This is a genomic window from Bacillus sp. REN16 (assembly GCF_020731355.1).
In the GTDB taxonomy this organism is placed as follows: Bacteria; Bacillota; Bacilli; order Bacillales; family Bacillaceae_L; genus Ferdinandcohnia.
Window position 1 is genome coordinate 15,606 of sequence record NZ_JAJFZK010000007.1, and the last position, 18,464, is coordinate 34,069.

The following is an 18,464-nucleotide window of genomic DNA, read 5'->3' on the forward strand; positions in this document are numbered from 1 at the left end:
ACCTTTTTTCTACTATGAATAACCTACTTTAATTCTTGGTTATTAACTAATACTTTAATAGGTTTTATCAATTGTGATTTTTCTGGATGTCGTTGATATATTGCTAGGATTTCTCCATTATGTAGGAGAGCAACTGGTTCCCCGTCCGGTAACTCTTGTAACTCTTGTGGAACCGGGAGGACAGACCCATTTTTTACTTTCTCTGCTACTTTATCATTAATTAAAATTTTGCGCAAATGGGAAAGAGCATCCTCAATCGTGAGAAGCTGTTCTTCAACAGTTCCAGCTTGAACATGGTGTTCAATTTCTTGTAATGTCAAGCATCGATCGAGAGTAAAGTCGCCTGAAGATGTCCTTTGTAAATCAGACATATGTGATGGAAACCCTAGTTTTTCGCCAATTTGCACAGCTAAAGTTCTCACATACGTTCCTTTGCTGCAGTTTACACGGAAACGAAAGGAGACAACCCCATCCTTATGAAAGATGTCACCGAGAAGGTCTAATTTATGAATGGTTATTTTTCGTGATGGTCTTTCGATTACCATTCCTTGTCTAGCGTATTCATAGAGGCGCTTTCCATTTACTTTTACTGCCGAAAACATAGGTGGTGTTTGAATGATTTCACCGGTTAATGAATGGAGTACGTCTAAGACTTCATCTTTCGTAATTTGCCGGTCTATTTCTTTTTCTTCTGCCTTTTCACCGGATGCATCTTCGGTAGTCGTTGAATAACCTATTGTCACTTCCCCTTCATAGGTCTTGTTGGCAGCCGTTACGTATTCAACGATCTTCGTTGCTCTTCCTAGGCAAATTGGTAAAACTCCCGATACATCAGGGTCTAAGGTTCCAGTATGGCCAACTTTTTTCATTTTTACTAGCTTCCGAACCTTAAAAACACAATCATGGGAAGTCATCCCTTTTGGTTTATTTAGAAGTAAAATTCCATCCACTTAGAGCCGCCTCCTCTAACATTTTTTCTATTATGGTTTTATATGTTCCATTTTTAAAAAAACGACTGAAAAAAAGGGATAGACTTTATATAAAAGTCTATCCTCTCCCTTATTCTCGATTTGATTCTTGATTTGATTGTTTATTAATTTCAGTAAGAATCGTTTCAATTCGATTCCCATAATCAATTGATTCATCAAATTCGAATAGAATTTCAGGTGTTTTCCGTAAACGAATACGCTGCCCGATTTCTGAGCGGATAAAGCCTTTTGCTTTCGCAAGACCCTTTAACGTATTCTGTCTTTGCTCTTCATCACCTAATACCGAAATAAAAACTTTTGCTTGTTGAAGATCTCCTGTAACTTGAACATCGGTTACAGTAACAAATCCAATCCGAGGATCCTTGATCTTCCTGCCGATGATGTCACTTAATTCCTTTTTCATTTGTTCTCCAACACGATTAGGTCGTAAACTCATCTTGTTATCACCTCTTATAACCACTCAAAGTCGGTTATTGTTCGATCTAATTCTGGGAACGAATCAATAAACTTTAGGGCATTGTTTAATTCGAGTTCAGATTGCTTTCGACTTGATGATACTGTAACAATTGCAATTTTCGTTCTTTGCCATGTATCTTGATAGTCTACCTCCGCAACTGAAACATTAAACTTTTGTTTGAGTCGTGTCATGACACTTTGTAAAACGGAGCGTTTTGCTTTTAAAGAATTTGCATCATAGATAATGCATTCGCACTCCACATAGCCGATCAATGACGATCAACTTCTTCCATCACAAATGCTTCAATGACGTCTCCTTCTTTAATATCGTTGTATTTCGCAATTGTTATACCACACTCATAATTTTGTGCTACTTCCTTAACATCATCCTTGAAGCGTTTCAATGTATCAATTACCCCTTCAAAAATAACTACACCATTACGAATTATGCGCACTCCGCTATCACGAGTGATTTTACCGTCTGTAACATAAGAGCCAGCAATTGTACCAATCTTAGATACTTTGAACGTAGTTCTTACTTCCGCTTGCCCAATTACTTTTTCTTCAAATTCTGGGTCAAGCATACCCTTCATTGCAGATTCAATTTCTTCTATCGCTTTATAGATAATACGGTGAAGACGGACATCAACTTCCTCTGCCTCAGCAGTACGCTTTGCATTCACATCAGGTCGGACATTAAAGCCGATTACAATCGCATTTGATGCTGATGCAAGAGTAATATCCGATTCATTAATAGCACCGACACCAGTATGAATAATCTTAACTTTAACACCTTCAACATCAATTTTTTGAAGAGACGCTGCTAAAGCCTCTACTGACCCTTGAACATCAGCTTTAACAATAAGATTAATTTCCTTCATTTCACCTTGCTTAATATGTTCAAATAAATCCTCAAGACTAACTTTTACTTTATCGCCGCGTTGTTCCACTAATTGCTTTTGCGCTCTAGCTTCCCCAACATGGCGTGCCGTCTTTTCATCTTCAAATACAACAAATTGATCGCCAGCCTGTGGTACATCATTTAATCCTGTAACCTCAACTGGTGTAGACGGACCAGCCTCTTTGACACGACGGCCAACATCATTAACCATTGCACGGACACGACCAAACGTGTTTCCAACCACAATTGGGTCACCCACACGAAGAGTTCCATTTTGAACTAATAATGTCGCAACTGATCCTCTGCCTTTATCAAGTTGTGCTTCAATTACAGTTCCTGTTGCTCTTCGTTTCGGATTTGCTTTATATTCTTCTACTTCACCCACGAGAAGAATCATTTCAAGCAAATTGTCGATGCCTTCTCCTGTTAACGCTGAAATTGGAACGAAAATGGTGTCTCCACCCCAATCCTCCGGAATTAGGCCATGTTCTGTTAATTCCTGCATAACACGATCAGGATTTGCTGTTGGTTTATCCATTTTATTCACAGCTACAATGATTGGGACCTCAGCCGCTTTTGCGTGGTTAATCGCTTCAACTGTTTGCGGCATTACACCATCATCTGCTGCAACAACTAATATAGTGATATCAGTTACTTTGGCACCTCTTGCACGCATTGTTGTAAACGCAGCATGCCCCGGAGTATCCAAGAAGGTAATTTTCTTATCATTAACAACAACTTGATATGCACCAATATGCTGTGTAATACCACCAGCTTCACCAGCCGTAACCTTAGTGTTTCGGATTGAATCTAGAGTAGTTGTTTTACCATGGTCAACATGTCCCATGATTGTTACGATTGAAGGTCTTTCAATAAGATCTTCTTCTTTATCTTCCTCGACATACTGTTCAAATTCTGTAACTTCAAAGACAATTTCTTCTTCTACCTCTACACCATATTCTGATGCAATTAGTTCAATTGAATCCTTATCAAGTTCTTGGTTAATTGTAGCCATAACACCTAACATGAAAAGCTTCTTAATAATTTCTGAAGGCTCTTTACCAAGTTTTTTTGCTAATTCCCCAACTGTTAATGATCCAACAAAAGTAATTTTTTCAGGCAATTTCTTTTCAGGTTTTGGTTGAACCGGTTGTTGGTGATTGTTAGGTCGATGATTGCCTTTTTGTTTGTTGTTATTTCCCTTATTATTCCTAGGTTGAAATGCCTTTTTCTGACCCTGATTATCCGACTTTTTCCCGTCACGATTTTTAGGAGTCACAGGCTTTTTCTTCGTTTCTTTTTTGTCAACCACTTTGGTATCTTCATTAACAGGTGGTTTTGTTGTGCTATTTTGGTTTTGTTCTTTTGCAGGCTTAACCTGTTCTGATTTCTTTCCAAATGATTGATTTAATTTATTCAAAATATCTCCCTCAATTGTTGCCATATGATTTTTTACCTCAATGTCCATCTCTTTAAGCTTAGTAATTACTTCTTTGCTTGAGATATTTTGTTTTTTTGCATATTCGTATACACGCATTCTACTCATATGTTCACCCCCAAATATGTTAATCGAGCAAGTGACTAATCTTTTTTGCAAACCCACTTTCTGTTATCGCGACAACTACTCTGGCATCCTTACCAATTGAATGTCCCAGTGTATAACGGTCGCTAACAGTACGAAGTTGAACCTGATAATACGTGCTTTTATCCGTAATTTTCTTTGTAGTGTTTGCTGACGCATCTTCAGATAAAAGAACAAGCTTTGCGTTACCATTGCGGATTTCCTTTACAACAAGTTCTTCACCTGAAATGACTTTTCTCGCTCGATTGGCAAGACCCAATAACGACGTCCATTCCTTGTTTTCCATCTATAAAGCTACTCCTTATCTACCAACTGAAGCAATTCTTCGTAGATTGAATCATCAATTGTAGCTTTTAATTGACTTGCAAGAGTATTCTTTTTCTTTGCAAGTAAAATACATTCTTTGTCTTTACTGAGGTATGCACCACGACCAGACTTTTTTCCAGTAAGGTCAATTGATACTTCGCCTTCCTTGGAACGTACAATTCTTACAAGTTCCTTTTTTGGTTTCATTTCACCACTAACTATGCATTTACGTAATGGTATTTTTTTATTCCCAACCAAAATCCTTCACCTCACTCGATTTCTTCAGTATGCAAATCGAATGCTTCATCCTCGGGTTCTTCTTCATCATTATCGTCGAATAAGCCAAAGCCGTCTCTTGGATAAATTCCCGCTTGCTCGGCTTCTGTTTGACTCTTAATGTCGATTTTCCATCCAGTTAATTTAGCTGCTAACCGAGCATTCTGCCCCCGTTTTCCAATTGCTAATGATAATTGATAGTCAGGAACAACAACAGTTGTCGCTTTTTCATCTTCTTTTACAATTACGTCGAGAACTTTAGATGGGCTTAATGCATTTGCTACAAAGACAACTGGATCATCTGACCATTTGACAATATCAATTTTTTCGCCCTTCAATTCGTTCACGATTGCTTGAACACGTTGTCCCTTAGGACCGACACAAGAACCGACTGGGTCTACTTCCAGATTATCGGAGTGAACAGAAATCTTGGAACGATCTCCCGCTTCTCTTGCAACTGACTTTATTTCAACTGTTCCATCATAGATTTCAGGAACTTCAATTTCAAAAAGACGCTTTAATAATCCTGGATGTGTTCTAGAAACAAAGATTTGTGGTCCTTTTGTAGTTCTTTCAACCTTTGTTATGTAGACTTTAATTCTGTCATGTGGCTTGTATCTTTCATTTGGCATTTGTTCGTTTACAGGAAGTAATGCTTCAATTTTACCTAAGCCAACATAGATAAATTTGGAATCAAGACGCTGAACAATTCCCGTCATGATATCTTCTTCGCGGTCAATAAATTCCGAATAGATTACTCCTCTTTCCGCTTCACGCACACGTTGCGTTACAACCTGCTTTGCAGTTTGAGCAGCAATTCTTCCAAAATCTTTTGGAGTTACTTCAATTTCAACAACGTCTTCCACTTGGTAATTTGGATTAATGGTTCTAGCTTCATCAATGGAGATTTCTAAGCGCGGGTCAAACACTTCATCTACTACATCTTTTCTAGCAAACACACGCATTGAACCATTTGCTAAGTTTAAATCAACTCTTACATTTTGAGCCTGGTTAAAATTCCGCTTATATGCAGAAATTAATGCTGCCTCAATTGCTTCAATAATTATATCTTTGCTAATGCCTTTTTCTTTCTCGAGCAATGTTAAGGCATCTAGTAGTTCACTACTCATTCGCTTTCTAATCCCCCTTTAAGTACTCTTACAAATTAATGAAATGTCACAGCAAGCCTTGCATTTGCAATTTTGTCATACGGAATTTCCACAGACTTTTTGCGTGTTTTGACCATTATGTTGATTGTAATTGTGCTTCCATCAAACGATGTAAGCTCACCTTCAAAAATCTTTTCACCATCGATTGGCTCATATGTTTTTACATACACCTGTTTTCCAATTGCCTTTTCGAAGTCGTTGTCTTTTTTCAGTGGACGTTCAGCACCTGGACTTGATACTTCAAGAAAATAGTTATAAGGGATAGGATCTATTTCATCAAGCTTTTCGCTTAATTTTTCACTAACTGTACCACAATCTTCGATATCAACACCTTTTTCAGAATCGATGAAGACTCGCAGAAACCAGTCTTTTCCTTCCTTTACATACTCAACATCAACAAGTTCCATTTGTAAATCAGTTAATATAGGTATCACTAATTCCTCCACTATTTGTGTTACCTTTTTACTCATGTTTTTCCTCCTAAGCTGATAAGGAATTCTGTTTTTATACGTTAGTATTTCCTAAGTAGTGTAAAAACACCCTGCTATAATAGCAGGGAGGCAGTTGGAAAATATAGAGAAGTTCCATCTAAAGAAAGTTGATGCACATTTTTAGCCTCGGCCAAAGAATAAAGAGTGGGAAGCCCCACTCTTTTAACAGTAATATACATAGCATTTCCATAAAAACTATAACATAATCGCTATTTATATGCAAATAAAAGTCTATAGAAATGCGAAAGGCGCCCGCCCATCGGTGACAAGCATAAGACGAGCGCTGACAGAAGGTGCTTTTTACCTTCCGAAGCGTTTGGCTTATGACCTCGAGCCGATGGCGCCTTGAGCTAGACAACGAGAAACTAGAACAATGATAATTGATTTTGTTCTGGCATATCTTCGAGACAACCATGGTTTTCAAGGTATTCCATGATTGTTTTCGATACCTTACCACGTTTTTGCAGGTCTTCTTTTGATAAAAATTCACCGTGTTCTCTTGCTTTCACAATATTAATAGCAGCGTTTGTCCCTAGTCCTGGAATTGAATTAAATGGAGGAATGAGAGCATCTCCATCGATAATAAATTCTGACGCACTGGAACGATACAGATCAATCTTCTTAAATGAAAACCCGCGTTCACACATTTCAAGAGCAAGTTCAAGAACTGTTAAAAGGTTTTTCTCCTTAGGTGAAGCATCCAGTCCTTTAGCATTGATTTCTTCGAGTCTTGCTCGAATCGTGCTGGATCCGCGAACCATTGCATCAACGTCGAAATCATCTGCACGTACAGTGAAATATGCAGCATAATAGAGTAATGGCAAATGAACTTTAAAGTACGCAATCCTTACCGCCATTAATACATACGCGGCAGCATGGGCTTTCGGGAACATGTATTTAATTTTTAAACATGAATCTATATACCAATCAGGGACATCATTTTTCTTCATTTCTTCAATAAATTCATCTGTTAGTCCTTTACCTTTACGAACTGATTCCATGATCTTAAATGCTAAAGAAGGATCTAGCCCTTTATAGATAAGGTAAACCATAATATCGTCACGACAACCAATTACTTCACTCAGCGTACAAATACTATTATGAATGAGTTCCTGCGCATTCCCCAACCAAACATCTGTACCATGTGATAGACCCGAAATCTGAACGAGTTCGGAGAAAGTAGTTGGCTTTGTATCCTCGAGCATTTGACGAACAAATCGGGTACCGAATTCAGGAATCCCCAGTGTACCCGTTTTACACATAATTTGTTCTTCAGTTACACCAAGGGATTCAGTTCCACTAAAAATTTTCATTACCTCAGGATCGTCTGTCGGAATAGTTTTTGGATCAATTCCGCTTAAATCTTGAAGCATCCGGATTACCGTCGGATCATCATGCCCAAGAATATCTAACTTTAACACGTTATCATGGATTGAGTGGAAATCAAAATGTGTTGTCTTCCATTCAGAGTTTGTATCATCAGCTGGAAATTGTATAGGTGAAAAATCAAAGATATCCATATAGTCTGGTACTACGATAATCCCGCCAGGATGCTGTCCAGTTGTTCGCTTTACACCAGTACAACCAGCAACCAGACGATCTGTTTCGGCACCGCGCATGGTTAAATTATGATCATTTGCATAGCCTTTTACATACCCATAGGCTGTTTTTTCCGCTACTGTTCCAATTGTTCCAGCACGATATACATAATCCTCACCAAAAAGAACCTTTGTATAGTTATGGGCCCGTGGCTGGTACTCACCAGAGAAGTTTAAGTCAATATCTGGCACCTTATCTCCCTTAAAGCCTAAGAACGTTTCAAAGGGAATATCATGTCCATCCTTCTTATAATTTGCCCCGCAATTTGGGCAAACCTTGTCTGGCAGGTCAAAACCTGATCCGACTGATCCATCGTTAAAGAACTCAGAATGCTTACAATCCGGACATACATAATGTGGCGGCAATGGATTTACTTCTGTTATTTCCGTCATAGTTGCAACCAACGAGGAACCAACCGACCCACGAGAACCTACTAAATACCCATCATCAAGTGATTTTTTAACAAGTTTATGGGATATCAAATAAATTACCGCGAATCCATGCCCAATGATACTCTTTAGCTCTTTTTCCAAGCGCTTTTCTACAATATCAGGTAATTCCTCGCCATAGATGCTTCTTGCCATAACATAGCTCATATCTCTTATTTCATCTTCAGCACCTTCGATTTTAGGTGTATATAGATCATCTTTGATCGGCTTCACATCGCCTATCATATCTGCAACTTTTTGAGTGTTTGTAACGACAATTTCCTTTGCTTTCACTTTATCAAGGAAAGAGAAACAATCTAACATTTCATTTGTAGTTCGGAAATGAACCTCTGGAAGCGAGTGTCGATTCATAGGATTTGCCCCACCCTGGGATCTAACTAATATCTTTCGATAAATATGGTCCTCAGGGTTTAGATAGTGCACATTTCCAGTAGCAACAACCGGTAGATTCAGCTTTTCTCCAAGACTAACAATATTCCTTAATATATCCTTTAATTCACGCTCATTTTGAATCAAATCTAATTCTATTAAATGCTTGTAGTTAGAAGGTGGCTGCACTTCTAGATAGTCATAAAACCCGGCAATTGACTCAACTTCCTCAGGTGATTTTTGCATCATCCCTTCAAATACTTCCCCTTTGTCACAAGCTGAACCAACTAAAATACCTTCACGATATTTTTGAAGCTGTGAGCGTGGGATACGAGGTACACGATAGAAATAATTCATATGTGAAATTGAAACCAATTTAAATAAATTTTTCAAACCTACATCATTTTGGGCAAGTAATGTCGCATGGTAAGGTCTTGATCGTTGGTAAGCTTTACCTTGGCCCATATAATCATTCAATTGATCATGGTAGACAATCTCTTTTTCAGCTGCGTCTTTTAATAGTTTAACGGTTAAGTACCCCGTTGCTTCCGCATCATAAATCGCACGATGATGCTGAGTAAGTTCAATATCGAACTTTTTACATAATGTGTTTAAACGATGGTTTTTTAAATCTGGATGCAAAAATCTAGCAAGTTCAAGTGTGTCTATGACAGGATTAGCTGCTGGTTTTAGACCGGCCTTTTTATAACCTACATTTAAAAAGCCCATATCAAAACTCGCATTATGCGCAACTAATATTCCATCCTCAGCCCAGTCATGGAACTTCAATAGAACTTCACTTACTTCAGGTGCTGAACGTACCATATCATCTGTAATTCCAGTAAGATCGATTGTTGTCGCACTTAGACGGTGATGTGGGTTAGCGAATGATTCAAACCGATCAATGATTTCACCATTTCTAACCTTAACGGCAGCCAGCTCAATAATTGTATTATAGACCGCTGATAACCCAGTTGTTTCAACGTCAAAAACAACATACGTATCTTCTTCTAAATTACGATGCTGTGAATTATAAGCAATTGGGACACCGTCATCGACTAAATTAGCTTCAACTCCATAGATCATCTTAATCCCATTTTTCTTAGCAGCTGAATAAGCCTCTGGGAATGATTGAGCAACCGCATGGTCTGTTAAAGCAATAGCCGTGTGACCCCATTTTTTAGCTTGTCCGACTAATTGACTGACTGATGTTACAGCATCCATCTGACTCATAGGTGAGTGCAAATGAAGCTCGACACGTTTTTCTCCATCAGGAGCAGTATCTTTTCTTTCATTCATAGGCTTGATTTCATTGATATCATTAGCTAGCATAACAAGATCTCTTACAAAAGTATCATTCTGAATACTTCCGCGAACCCGTACCCACATACCTTTTTTAATGGCTTGTAATAAGTGAACATCCTCTTTATCACGAGAGAATACTTTTACTAAAATTGAATCAGTATAATCGGTTATTTTGAAAGTTAGAAGAGTTCTTCCACTGCGCAGCTCTCTCGTCTCTGCAAAGAAAATATACCCTTGAACTGCAATTCTGCGCTCTTCGTCTAGGATTGAACTAATTTCTTTAAAATCTTCATCATCCTTGATGGTATAACCAATAGTAATCGGCCCTGAAACCGTGTTATCTTGTGCTTTCTCTTTCTTCTGCATATCAGCAACGGCTAACAATGCTTTTTCTTGGTCTTCTTGTTGTTTTTTCTCTATAAACTCTTCGTACTCCTTCTTAGAAACCTCAACCTCTGTTTCGAGAGTAAACATTGGAAAACCATAGGATTGATACACATTTCCTATTAATTGGCCGTATTTCTTCTTAATAGCAATGGATTCTGTATCATTTCTTGTTTTGATATGAAGCTTAAGACCCAGTTGTGTTGGTGCTTGGCTATGCAATAAAGATAGAATTGGTGGTGCGATTCCATCTAATTCTTGTAAACATAGTGGCCAATAGGCTTGCACTAAATCCTCTGTCACTTGCTGTGACCTGACATTTAAAGAGAAGGTAACAGAAGCTATATGGGCAAATTTTGTTTGCAATTGTGCAGAAAAAATTCTCATGATTTCTGCCGGCAGCACTTTTTCAAAAGAAAATACAAAATGCCATGCTTTCTGTTCTTTATCAATCATGAGCTTTACAATTCCTGCATTTGCAAAATGTGTTACCATTGCATCGTCAGTTAGTTCCAACTGCTGCAGCAATACGCTAAAACGTTCTTTTTGCTGTGGCGATAATTCCATCCTCGTTCCCCCTCTTCAGACAGAATAACGAGGGTACCCCATTTTATCGAGGTACCCTTTTCTTTTCTATTATTTATTTTACTACATATTTCTTAATTGTCTCGATAAGATTTTCAATATTTATTTCCAATGTTTCCCCTGTCTTACGAATCTTCACCTCAACAATACCTTCACTGGCACGTTTGCCAACGGTGACTCGTATTGGCAAACCGATTAAATCAGAATCTGCAAATTTCACACCTGGACGTTCAATACGATCATCAAATAAAATGTCGTAGCCACTTTCTTGAAGGGTTACATATAACGATTCAGATAGCGCTTTTTGTTCTTCATTTTTCATGTTTACAGGGATAAGATGTAAATCATATGGTGCTAGATTTTCTGGCCAGATTAGACCATTTTCATCATTTGATTGCTCTGCAACAGCCGATAAAGTTCTTGACACTCCTATACCATAGCAGCCCATAATCATTGGCTGTGTTCTTCCATTTTCATCAAGGAAAGTTGCACCCATTGCTTCACTATATCTTGTACCTAGCTTAAAGATATGACCGACTTCAATACCTTCAGCAAAAACAATCTTACCCTGACCATCTGGTGATGGGTCACCTTCCATGATAAAGCGGAGGTCTGCATATTGAATGCCTTCAAAATCACGATCTGGGTTAACATTTACAAAATGATAGTTCTCTTCATTTGCACCGCAAACCCCATTGACAACGGATGATACGGCATGGTCTGCAATAATAGAGATTTCCTTAGCTATATTAATAGCCCCCAGGGAACCAACTGTACAACCCATAATTCGTTCAGTATCCTCAGTACTTGCTAATTCTACGTTTGTAGCTTCTAGAAGATTTTTCACTTTAATATCATTTACTTCATGGTCACCGCGTGCTAATACAAGAACAAATTTTTCGTCAACCTCGAAGAGAAGTGATTTAATGCATTTATCTTTTGAAGTGTCAAGGAAATCAGCAACTTCTTCAATTGTTTTTTTCCCGATTGTTTCTACTTTTTCTAACTCTTTCATTGGTTCATCACTTTTGGGATATTCCATGACAACCGGTGCCATTTCTATATTTGCCGCAAATGAGGAAGTATCAGAATATGCAATTGTATCCTCCCCGACTTTTGAAAGCACCATGAATTCATGGGTATCTTTCCCGCCCATTGCTCCAGAATCCGCAATAACAGCACGAAAGTTTAGTCCACAACGAGCAAATACATTTGAATAAGCAGTATACATTTTTTCATATACTTCATGAAGGCTTTCCTGATTGGCATGGAATGAGTATGCATCCTTCATGATAAATTCACGACCTCTTAATAACCCGAATCGTGGTCTTTTTTCATCACGGAACTTTGTTTGAATTTGATAAAGAGTAATTGGCAGTCGTTTATATGATTTAATCTCATCACGGACAAGGCTCGTAATCACCTCTTCGTGAGTTGGACCTAAGACAAAGTCACGTTCATGACGGTCGTGTAGGCGCATTAACTCTGGACCGTATGAATACCAGCGACCTGATTCTTGCCAGAGCTCCGCTGCTGTTAATGCAGGCATAAGCAGCTCAGCAGCACCAGCACGCTCCATTTCTTCACGAACAATGTTTTCAATTTTTTGTAAAACACGTTTTGCTAATGGAAGATAGCTATAAACCCCACTCGCATTTTGTCTAATAAAACCTGCCCGGATTAAAAGCTGATGACTTTTAATTTCGGCATCTGATGGTACTTCTCGCAGTGTAGGTATAAGCGTCATACTTTGTTTCATATCTTGCACCTCGTTCAATTATTGAGCTTATTTTTATAAAAAGATTCTTTGAATATCGTTCCATGTTACTACCAACATCAACAGCATTAGTAAGGCAAAGCCTATAAAATGAACCATACCTTCTTTTTGCTTATCAATTGGTTTTCCCCGAACGGCTTCCAAAGCAAAGAATACTAGTCGTCCTCCATCAAGAGCTGGTAATGGTAAAAGGTTGACAATTCCTAAGTTGATACTTAGTATTGCTGCCCATTTCATTACATAAAAAATTCCTGACTTAACAACTGTATCGGTTGCATCATATATTCCAACTGGTCCGGAAAGCATATCAATTGAAAATTGTCCCGTAACAAGCTTTCCTAGGCCAAGTAAAATTTCCTTTGTCCACATAAAGGTTTCCATAACCCCATATTTTAAGGATGGTAAAACCGATTTTTCAACTGGTCCATAAACGCCAATAACACCAATAGTTTGATCCTCAAGCTCCTGAGCTTTCGGGGTTACAGATATTTCATGAAGGCCCCCATTACGCTCAACCACAAAGCCGATTTCTTCTTCAGGATTTGCGCGAATAATATTTACAATATCATTCCAAGTAGAAACTTGTTCATTATCAATCTCACGAACAATATCACCTTCGTGGAGCCCTGCTTGAAGAGCAGCTCCATCTTCAGTAAGTTTTCCAAGGATGGGTTTATCAATGGGAGTACCTTGTAATAAACCAATTGCAATTAAAATAATAAAAGCTAGTACAAAATTCATTGCTGGACCGGCAGCAATGGCCAATGTCCGTTGCATTAAAGTTTTTGAAGAGAACTGACGATTATATGGTGCGATTTGTGTTTCCTGTCCATCAGCAACAAAAAAAGCTGTCTCGCTAACTTCATATCTGTTTAGAACCTCATCTTCTCCATCTTCATAGCCAGAAACAAAAAGATGATGCTCTAAATCCACTTCCTCAACCTCTATTACCTTTAAATCTGAATATTTATCCTTGTTATTTAAAATAATCTTTTCGACTTTCCCATTTTTATCAAATAATAACCCGATATTATGACCAGGTTTAATTTCAACCATTTCTGGATCTTCGCCAGCCATTCTAACATATCCGCCAATCGGAAGGAGACGAATCGTATAAAGTGTTTCATTTTTTCTAAAGGTAAATACCTTTGGTCCCATCCCAATTGCAAATTCACGACAGAGAATTCCTGCTCGCTTTGCCAAAACAAGATGTCCCCATTCATGAAAAAATACGAGTGCACCAAATATAATGATAAAGGCTATCACAGTCTCCACATATTTAACCACCTTTTGTTAGATTAACTCAAAAGCAAGGCGCCCGGATTGAGGAACATCGACTAACTACCGCCACGTGCTGTGGCGAACGTCGATGTCAGCACATCCTGTGCAAGTCAAGCATAAGACGAGCGCTGACAGAAGGTGCCCTTTACCTTCCGAAGCGATTGGCTTATGACCTAGAGCCGATGGCGCCTCAAGCTAGCTGTAAATTCTATTTTTTCTCTACGATTTCACGTACAAATTCCCGTGTTTCTTTATCTACCTGCTGGATGATATCCAAACTAGGATTTTGAATGACAGCATGTTTCTCTAATGTTCCTTCGATGATATCTTCGATTTCTAAGAACGTGATTTTCCCATTTAAAAATCCTGAAACCGCCTCCTCATTTGCAGCATTTAATACTGTCGGCAGAGTCCCGCCTGTTTTACCAGCATGAAATGCAAATCCAAGGCATCTAAATCTGTCAAAATCCGGTTTTGAAAAATGTAGTTTTCCGATTTCCCAAAGTTGTAACCTTTCTTTAGATGCGGGCATTGGATAACGGTCTGGGTATGAAAACGCATATTGAATGGGCACTCTCATATCTGGTGTTCCGAGCTGTGCAATAACACTACTATCATGGAACTCAACCATGGAATGGATAATGCTTTCTTTATGAAGAAGAACATCAATCTGTTCATATGGAAGATTAAATAACCAGTGGGCTTCAATTACTTCTAACCCTTTGTTCATCATGGTTGCTGAATCAATCGTAATTTTCGCTCCCATTGACCAGTTTGGATGATTAAGTGCATCTTCAATGGTAACATCCTTAAGTTCTTCACGAGTTCGATCACGGAAACTTCCTCCTGAAGCAGTAAGAATAATTTTCTCCACATTCTTCTCTTTTTCACCCTGAAGACATTGAAAAATAGCAGAGTGCTCACTATCTACTGGTAAAATTGCAACACCATGTCGCTTCGCAGCTTCCATTACAAGATGACCTGCGGTAACAAGGGTTTCCTTGTTAGCAAGTGCAATGGTTTTTCTTGCTGCAATTGCTTTTAATGTAGGTAATAACCCTACACTCCCAACCACAGCATTAAGAACGATAGTCGCTTCCTCGAATGTAGCAACTTCGATTAAACCTTGATCCCCATATACAAACTGAATATCCCCAGAAAATTCACTTTTTAACAATTCACATGTTTCTTTTGATCTCGCAGAAACAAGCTTTGGTGAAAACTTATGTATAATTTTACGACCTAATGTCACATTTTCGCCTAAAGACATAGCGACAAGCCTTAGTTTTTCCGGATGCTGTTCAATCACATCTAATGTTTGTTGCCCAATCGAGCCGGTAGCCCCTAATAAACTAATTTTTTTCACAAACTCACTCCCAATATGCAACCACTTCTAAATAATTAATCTTAAAAAATAAAGAATCGGCAGGATAAATATCATGCTATCAAAACGGTCTAATATTCCTCCATGTCCAGGTAACAATGTTCCCGAATCCTTCACATTATAATGTCTTTTCAAAGCAGATTCTACTAAATCCCCGATTTGTCCAAAAATAGAGACAAACAATGTTACGATAATGAGTGAAAAGAGGGAATCAAACAAATCTGTGATCATGTTAAAAATAAACGCAAATACAATAGCCGTTACAATACCACCGACAAAGCCCTCAATGGTCTTATTTGGACTAATTTCTGGCCAAAGTTTCTTCTTACCAAGCTTTCTACCAACAAAATAAGCCCCTGAATCGGTAGTCCAAATTACAACGAATGCATAGAATATATATGCTAATCCTAACATGGTTCTTATTTCAATCATATAATAAAAACCAAAACCTATATAGAGAGCTGACAGGATTACTAGTCCAGCATCATCAAAGTTAAAGCTGTTTTTGGAAATAACAGTATAAGTTAAAATTAACAGTACGATTAAAAGAACTATTTCGATTTTCGAAAGTTTAAGGGTTGTAAATATATCATTGTATTTGCTTGGTATTAATATAATCCATAATAAAATAATGGAAATTATGCCAGGGATTGTTGCAATATGAATATGCTTCATCCGTAAAAGCTCAAAAATGGCGATAGCACCCATTAAATAGACTAAAATGGTAAACGGGATGCCTCCAATAATTACGATTGGTAGAAAGATTGCGGCTGCAATTATTGCCGTTATGATTCTTTGTTTCATCTTATCATTCCTTTTTCAAATGCGATTTGGTTTCTATTTACTATACCCCCCCAAATCGTCGGCCTCTCTGTTGAAATGCGTAGATAGCCTCTAATAAATGCTGCTCTTTAAAATCAGGCCATAATACATTAGTAAACCAAAATTCTGTATATGCAAGCTGCCAGAGCATGAAATTACTTAATCTTATTTCCCCGCTGGTACGGATTAATAAATCGGGATCCTGTAATCCAGCACTCATTAAATATTGGTCAAATATTTCTTCGTCTATCTTTTCATGTAGATTGCCCTCTTTAGAATCCGAAAGAATATGATTGACCGCATCGATAATTTCTGCACGTCCCCCATAATTAAGTGCGAAATTTAGGATTAGCCCGGTATTGTTTTTCGTTTCATTTACAGCTTTATCCACTGCTTTTTGAGTATGCGCAGGTGTAGCATCTTTATCCCCCATGATTCTAACCTGTACATTTTCTTCAATTAATTCCGGCAGGAACGTTCCCATAAATTCTTCAGGAAGCCTTAATAAATAATTAACCTCATCCTCTGGACGCTTCCAATTTTCTGTTGAAAATGCGTAGACGGTTAAAGTTTTAACCCCAAGTCTACTTGCTAGCTTTGTTACTCTCTTAACTACCTTCATTCCTTCATGGTGACCCGCAGTACGTGGTAGTGCTCTTTTTTTAGCCCATCGCCCATTTCCATCCATGATAATTGCTATGTGATTAGGAATTGGCCCTTTTAATATTTCTTCTTCCGAAATAGAAACTGACTTATTCTTCGCTTTTTTAAATTTTTCAAACATTCACAAGTCCTCCAACACCCGAATCAAATGAGCCTTGGCGTTTTTGCACCCAGACCAGTTTCATTTTACCATTTTTATACGTTCACGGTAACTAATTAGTAGTCAGTATTAACAAAAAAACCCCCTGTAAACGTTAGAGGGTCTTTTTACAATATATTGTACATTGAAATGGATTAGACTTCCATGATTTCTTTTTCTTTTTCTTTTGCAACTGAATCAATCTTATTAATAGACTCATCTGTGATTTTTTGAACATCGTCAGATAGACTACGTAATTCATCTTCAGTGATTTCACCATTTTTCTCAAGCTTTTTTAATTCATCATTGCCATCACGACGAACATTACGAACCGCAACCTTAGACTCTTCCGCGTATTTTTTTACAAGCTTCACTAACTCACGTCGTCTTTCTTCTGTAAGTGGCGGGATTGAAATACGAATAATAGACCCATCGTTTGTTGGATTTAAGCCTAAATCAGCCTTCTGGATCGCTTTTTCCATATCACCTAAAACAGACTTGTCATATGGTTGAATAACAAGCATTCTTGCTTCAGGTACATTGATAGAAGCTAGCTGATTTAATGGTGTTGGCGCACCATAGTAATCAAGTGAAACCTTATCAAGGATCGCCGGATTTGCTCTACCAGCCCTAACAGTGGCTAGTTCACGAGACAATGCTTGGACTGCTTTAGACATTTTATCTTTCACTTGGTTTAATGTGTTATTTGCCATAAAGTTATTTCCCCCTTACAATTGTTCCGATATTTTCTCCTAGTACCGCACGCTTAATATTTCCTTCTTCCATAATTGAAAAGACAATCAACGGAATATCATTGTCCATGCAAAGTGAAGATGCAGTTGAATCCATAACAGCTAATCCTTCTTTTATAACATCCAGAAACGACAATGTCTCATATTTCACAGCAGTTTTATCTTTTGTTGGGTCTGCACTGTAGACACCATCAACATTATTTTTAGCCATTAAAATAACCTCTGCTTCGATTTCAGCAGCACGTAGAGCAGCAGTAGTATCTGTTGAGAAATATGGATTCCCTGTGCCTGCTGCAAAAATAACAACTCGTTTCTTTTCAAGATGACGAATTGCTTTTCTTCTTATGTACGGTTCAGCGACTTGACGCATTTCAATGGAAGTTTGGACACGAGTTTGTATACCCAAGTTTTCTAAGCTATCTTGCAAAGCCAGGGAATTCATTACCGTTGCAAGCATTCCCATATAGTCAGCATTAGCACGGTCCATTCCCATTTCGCTACCGATCTTGCCTCGCCAAATATTTCCGCCGCCAACTACAACAGCAACTTCGACTCCTAATTCAGCAATTCCCTTCACTTGTTTAGCTACAGACTGGATTACAGATGGATTTATGCCAAATCCCTGCTCACCCGCTAATGCTTCTCCACTTAATTTTAACACTACACGTTTATATTTGGCACCGCTCATTTAATATAAAACCTCCATCTTTTAAGAAAAGTACAAGGCGCCTTCTTTATAGCGCAATTTTATACATTTCAAAAAATAGGGAACACATAGCGTGTTC

The 18,464-nt window shown here is 38.1% G+C and carries 16 protein-coding genes; all 16 read right to left on the bottom strand.

Annotated elements, in window-relative coordinates; translation table 11 throughout:
• Positions 1–23: 23 nt before the first annotated feature.
• Entirely contained in the window at positions 24–950 is a 927-nt protein-coding gene (truB, locus tag LKW28_RS10785; RefSeq protein ID WP_229140376.1) for a tRNA pseudouridine(55) synthase TruB, read from the bottom strand.
• A gap of 109 nt (positions 951–1,059) precedes the next feature.
• The gene (gene rbfA, locus LKW28_RS10790; protein WP_229140377.1) at positions 1,060–1,425 is read right to left on the bottom strand and encodes a 30S ribosome-binding factor RbfA; all 366 of its coding nucleotides are present in this window, start codon (positions 1,423–1,425) and stop codon (positions 1,060–1,062) included.
• Positions 1,426–1,439: 14 nt separating this feature from the next.
• Entirely contained in the window at positions 1,440–1,718 is a 279-nt protein-coding gene (locus LKW28_RS10795) for a DUF503 domain-containing protein (protein ID WP_229140378.1), read from the bottom strand.
• Complete coding sequence (gene infB / locus LKW28_RS10800; RefSeq protein ID WP_229140379.1) at positions 1,715–3,892, bottom strand: translation initiation factor IF-2; 2,178 nt, start codon at positions 3,890–3,892, stop codon at positions 1,715–1,717. Before infB ends, LKW28_RS10795 begins: the two co-directional genes overlap by 4 nt.
• Positions 3,893–3,911: 19 nt before the next feature.
• Positions 3,912–4,214, bottom strand: a complete 303-nt coding sequence (locus LKW28_RS10805) for a YlxQ family RNA-binding protein (RefSeq protein ID WP_229140380.1) — start codon at positions 4,212–4,214, stop codon at positions 3,912–3,914.
• Positions 4,215–4,222: 8 nt separating this feature from the next.
• Positions 4,223–4,492, bottom strand: a complete 270-nt coding sequence (rnpM, locus tag LKW28_RS10810) for an RNase P modulator RnpM (RefSeq protein ID WP_229140381.1) — start codon at positions 4,490–4,492, stop codon at positions 4,223–4,225.
• Between the two features lie 11 nt (positions 4,493–4,503).
• Positions 4,504–5,640 carry a transcription termination factor NusA gene (nusA, locus tag LKW28_RS10815; RefSeq protein WP_229140382.1) on the bottom strand — a complete coding sequence of 379 codons (1,137 nt, stop codon included), beginning with the start codon at positions 5,638–5,640 and terminating at the stop codon, positions 4,504–4,506.
• 35 nt (positions 5,641–5,675) lie between these two features.
• Entirely contained in the window at positions 5,676–6,149 is a 474-nt protein-coding gene (rimP, locus tag LKW28_RS10820) for a ribosome maturation factor RimP (protein WP_229140383.1), read from the bottom strand.
• Positions 6,150–6,535: 386 nt separating this feature from the next.
• On the bottom strand, positions 6,536–10,843 hold the full coding sequence (locus LKW28_RS10825; protein ID WP_229140384.1) for a PolC-type DNA polymerase III: 4,308 nt from the start codon (positions 10,841–10,843) through the stop codon (positions 6,536–6,538).
• 73 nt (positions 10,844–10,916) lie between these two features.
• Positions 10,917–12,620 carry a proline--tRNA ligase gene (locus tag LKW28_RS10830; protein WP_229140385.1) on the bottom strand — a complete coding sequence of 568 codons (1,704 nt, stop codon included), beginning with the start codon at positions 12,618–12,620 and terminating at the stop codon, positions 10,917–10,919.
• Between the two features lie 33 nt (positions 12,621–12,653).
• Positions 12,654–13,913 (bottom strand): RIP metalloprotease RseP, encoded by a 1,260-nt coding sequence (gene rseP / locus LKW28_RS10835; RefSeq protein ID WP_229140386.1) that lies wholly within the window; start codon positions 13,911–13,913, stop codon positions 12,654–12,656.
• 214 nt (positions 13,914–14,127) lie between these two features.
• Entirely contained in the window at positions 14,128–15,285 is a 1,158-nt protein-coding gene (locus LKW28_RS10840) for a 1-deoxy-D-xylulose-5-phosphate reductoisomerase (protein ID WP_229140387.1), read from the bottom strand.
• A 27-nt stretch (positions 15,286–15,312) separates the two neighbouring features.
• Positions 15,313–16,107, bottom strand: a complete 795-nt coding sequence (locus tag LKW28_RS10845; RefSeq protein WP_229140388.1) for a phosphatidate cytidylyltransferase — start codon at positions 16,105–16,107, stop codon at positions 15,313–15,315.
• Positions 16,108–16,147: 40 nt separating this feature from the next.
• The gene (locus LKW28_RS10850) at positions 16,148–16,909 is read right to left on the bottom strand and encodes an isoprenyl transferase (RefSeq protein ID WP_229140389.1); all 762 of its coding nucleotides are present in this window, start codon (positions 16,907–16,909) and stop codon (positions 16,148–16,150) included.
• Between the two features lie 173 nt (positions 16,910–17,082).
• Complete coding sequence (frr, locus tag LKW28_RS10855) at positions 17,083–17,640, bottom strand: ribosome recycling factor (RefSeq protein WP_229140390.1); 558 nt, start codon at positions 17,638–17,640, stop codon at positions 17,083–17,085.
• A 4-nt stretch (positions 17,641–17,644) separates the two neighbouring features.
• Positions 17,645–18,367, bottom strand: coding sequence for a UMP kinase (gene pyrH, locus LKW28_RS10860; protein ID WP_229140391.1), 723 nt, complete (start codon positions 18,365–18,367; stop codon positions 17,645–17,647).
• Positions 18,368–18,464: the final 97 nt, after the last annotated feature.

Bases quoted from the DNA above. Each gene is read 5' to 3' on its own strand.
- rbfA (WP_229140377.1), bottom strand. From the start codon at position 1,425: ATGAGTTTACGACCTAATCGTGTTGGAGAACAAATGAAAAAGGAATTA.
- infB (WP_229140379.1), bottom strand. From the start codon at position 3,892: ATGAGTAGAATGCGTGTATACGAATATGCAAAAAAACAAAATATCTCA.
- LKW28_RS10805 (WP_229140380.1), bottom strand. From the start codon at position 4,214: ATGGAAAACAAGGAATGGACGTCGTTATTGGGTCTTGCCAATCGAGCG.
- nusA (WP_229140382.1), bottom strand. From the start codon at position 5,640: ATGAGTAGTGAACTACTAGATGCCTTAACATTGCTCGAGAAAGAAAAA.
- rimP (WP_229140383.1), bottom strand. From the start codon at position 6,149: ATGAGTAAAAAGGTAACACAAATAGTGGAGGAATTAGTGATACCTATA.
- LKW28_RS10825 (WP_229140384.1), bottom strand. From the start codon at position 10,843: ATGGAATTATCGCCACAGCAAAAAGAACGTTTTAGCGTATTGCTGCAG.
- LKW28_RS10830 (WP_229140385.1), bottom strand. From the start codon at position 12,620: ATGAAACAAAGTATGACGCTTATACCTACACTGCGAGAAGTACCATCA.
- LKW28_RS10845 (WP_229140388.1), bottom strand. From the start codon at position 16,107: ATGAAACAAAGAATCATAACGGCAATAATTGCAGCCGCAATCTTTCTA.
- LKW28_RS10850 (WP_229140389.1), bottom strand. From the start codon at position 16,909: ATGTTTGAAAAATTTAAAAAAGCGAAGAATAAGTCAGTTTCTATTTCG.
- frr (WP_229140390.1), bottom strand. From the start codon at position 17,640: ATGGCAAATAACACATTAAACCAAGTGAAAGATAAAATGTCTAAAGCA.
- pyrH (WP_229140391.1), bottom strand. From the start codon at position 18,367: ATGAGCGGTGCCAAATATAAACGTGTAGTGTTAAAATTAAGTGGAGAA.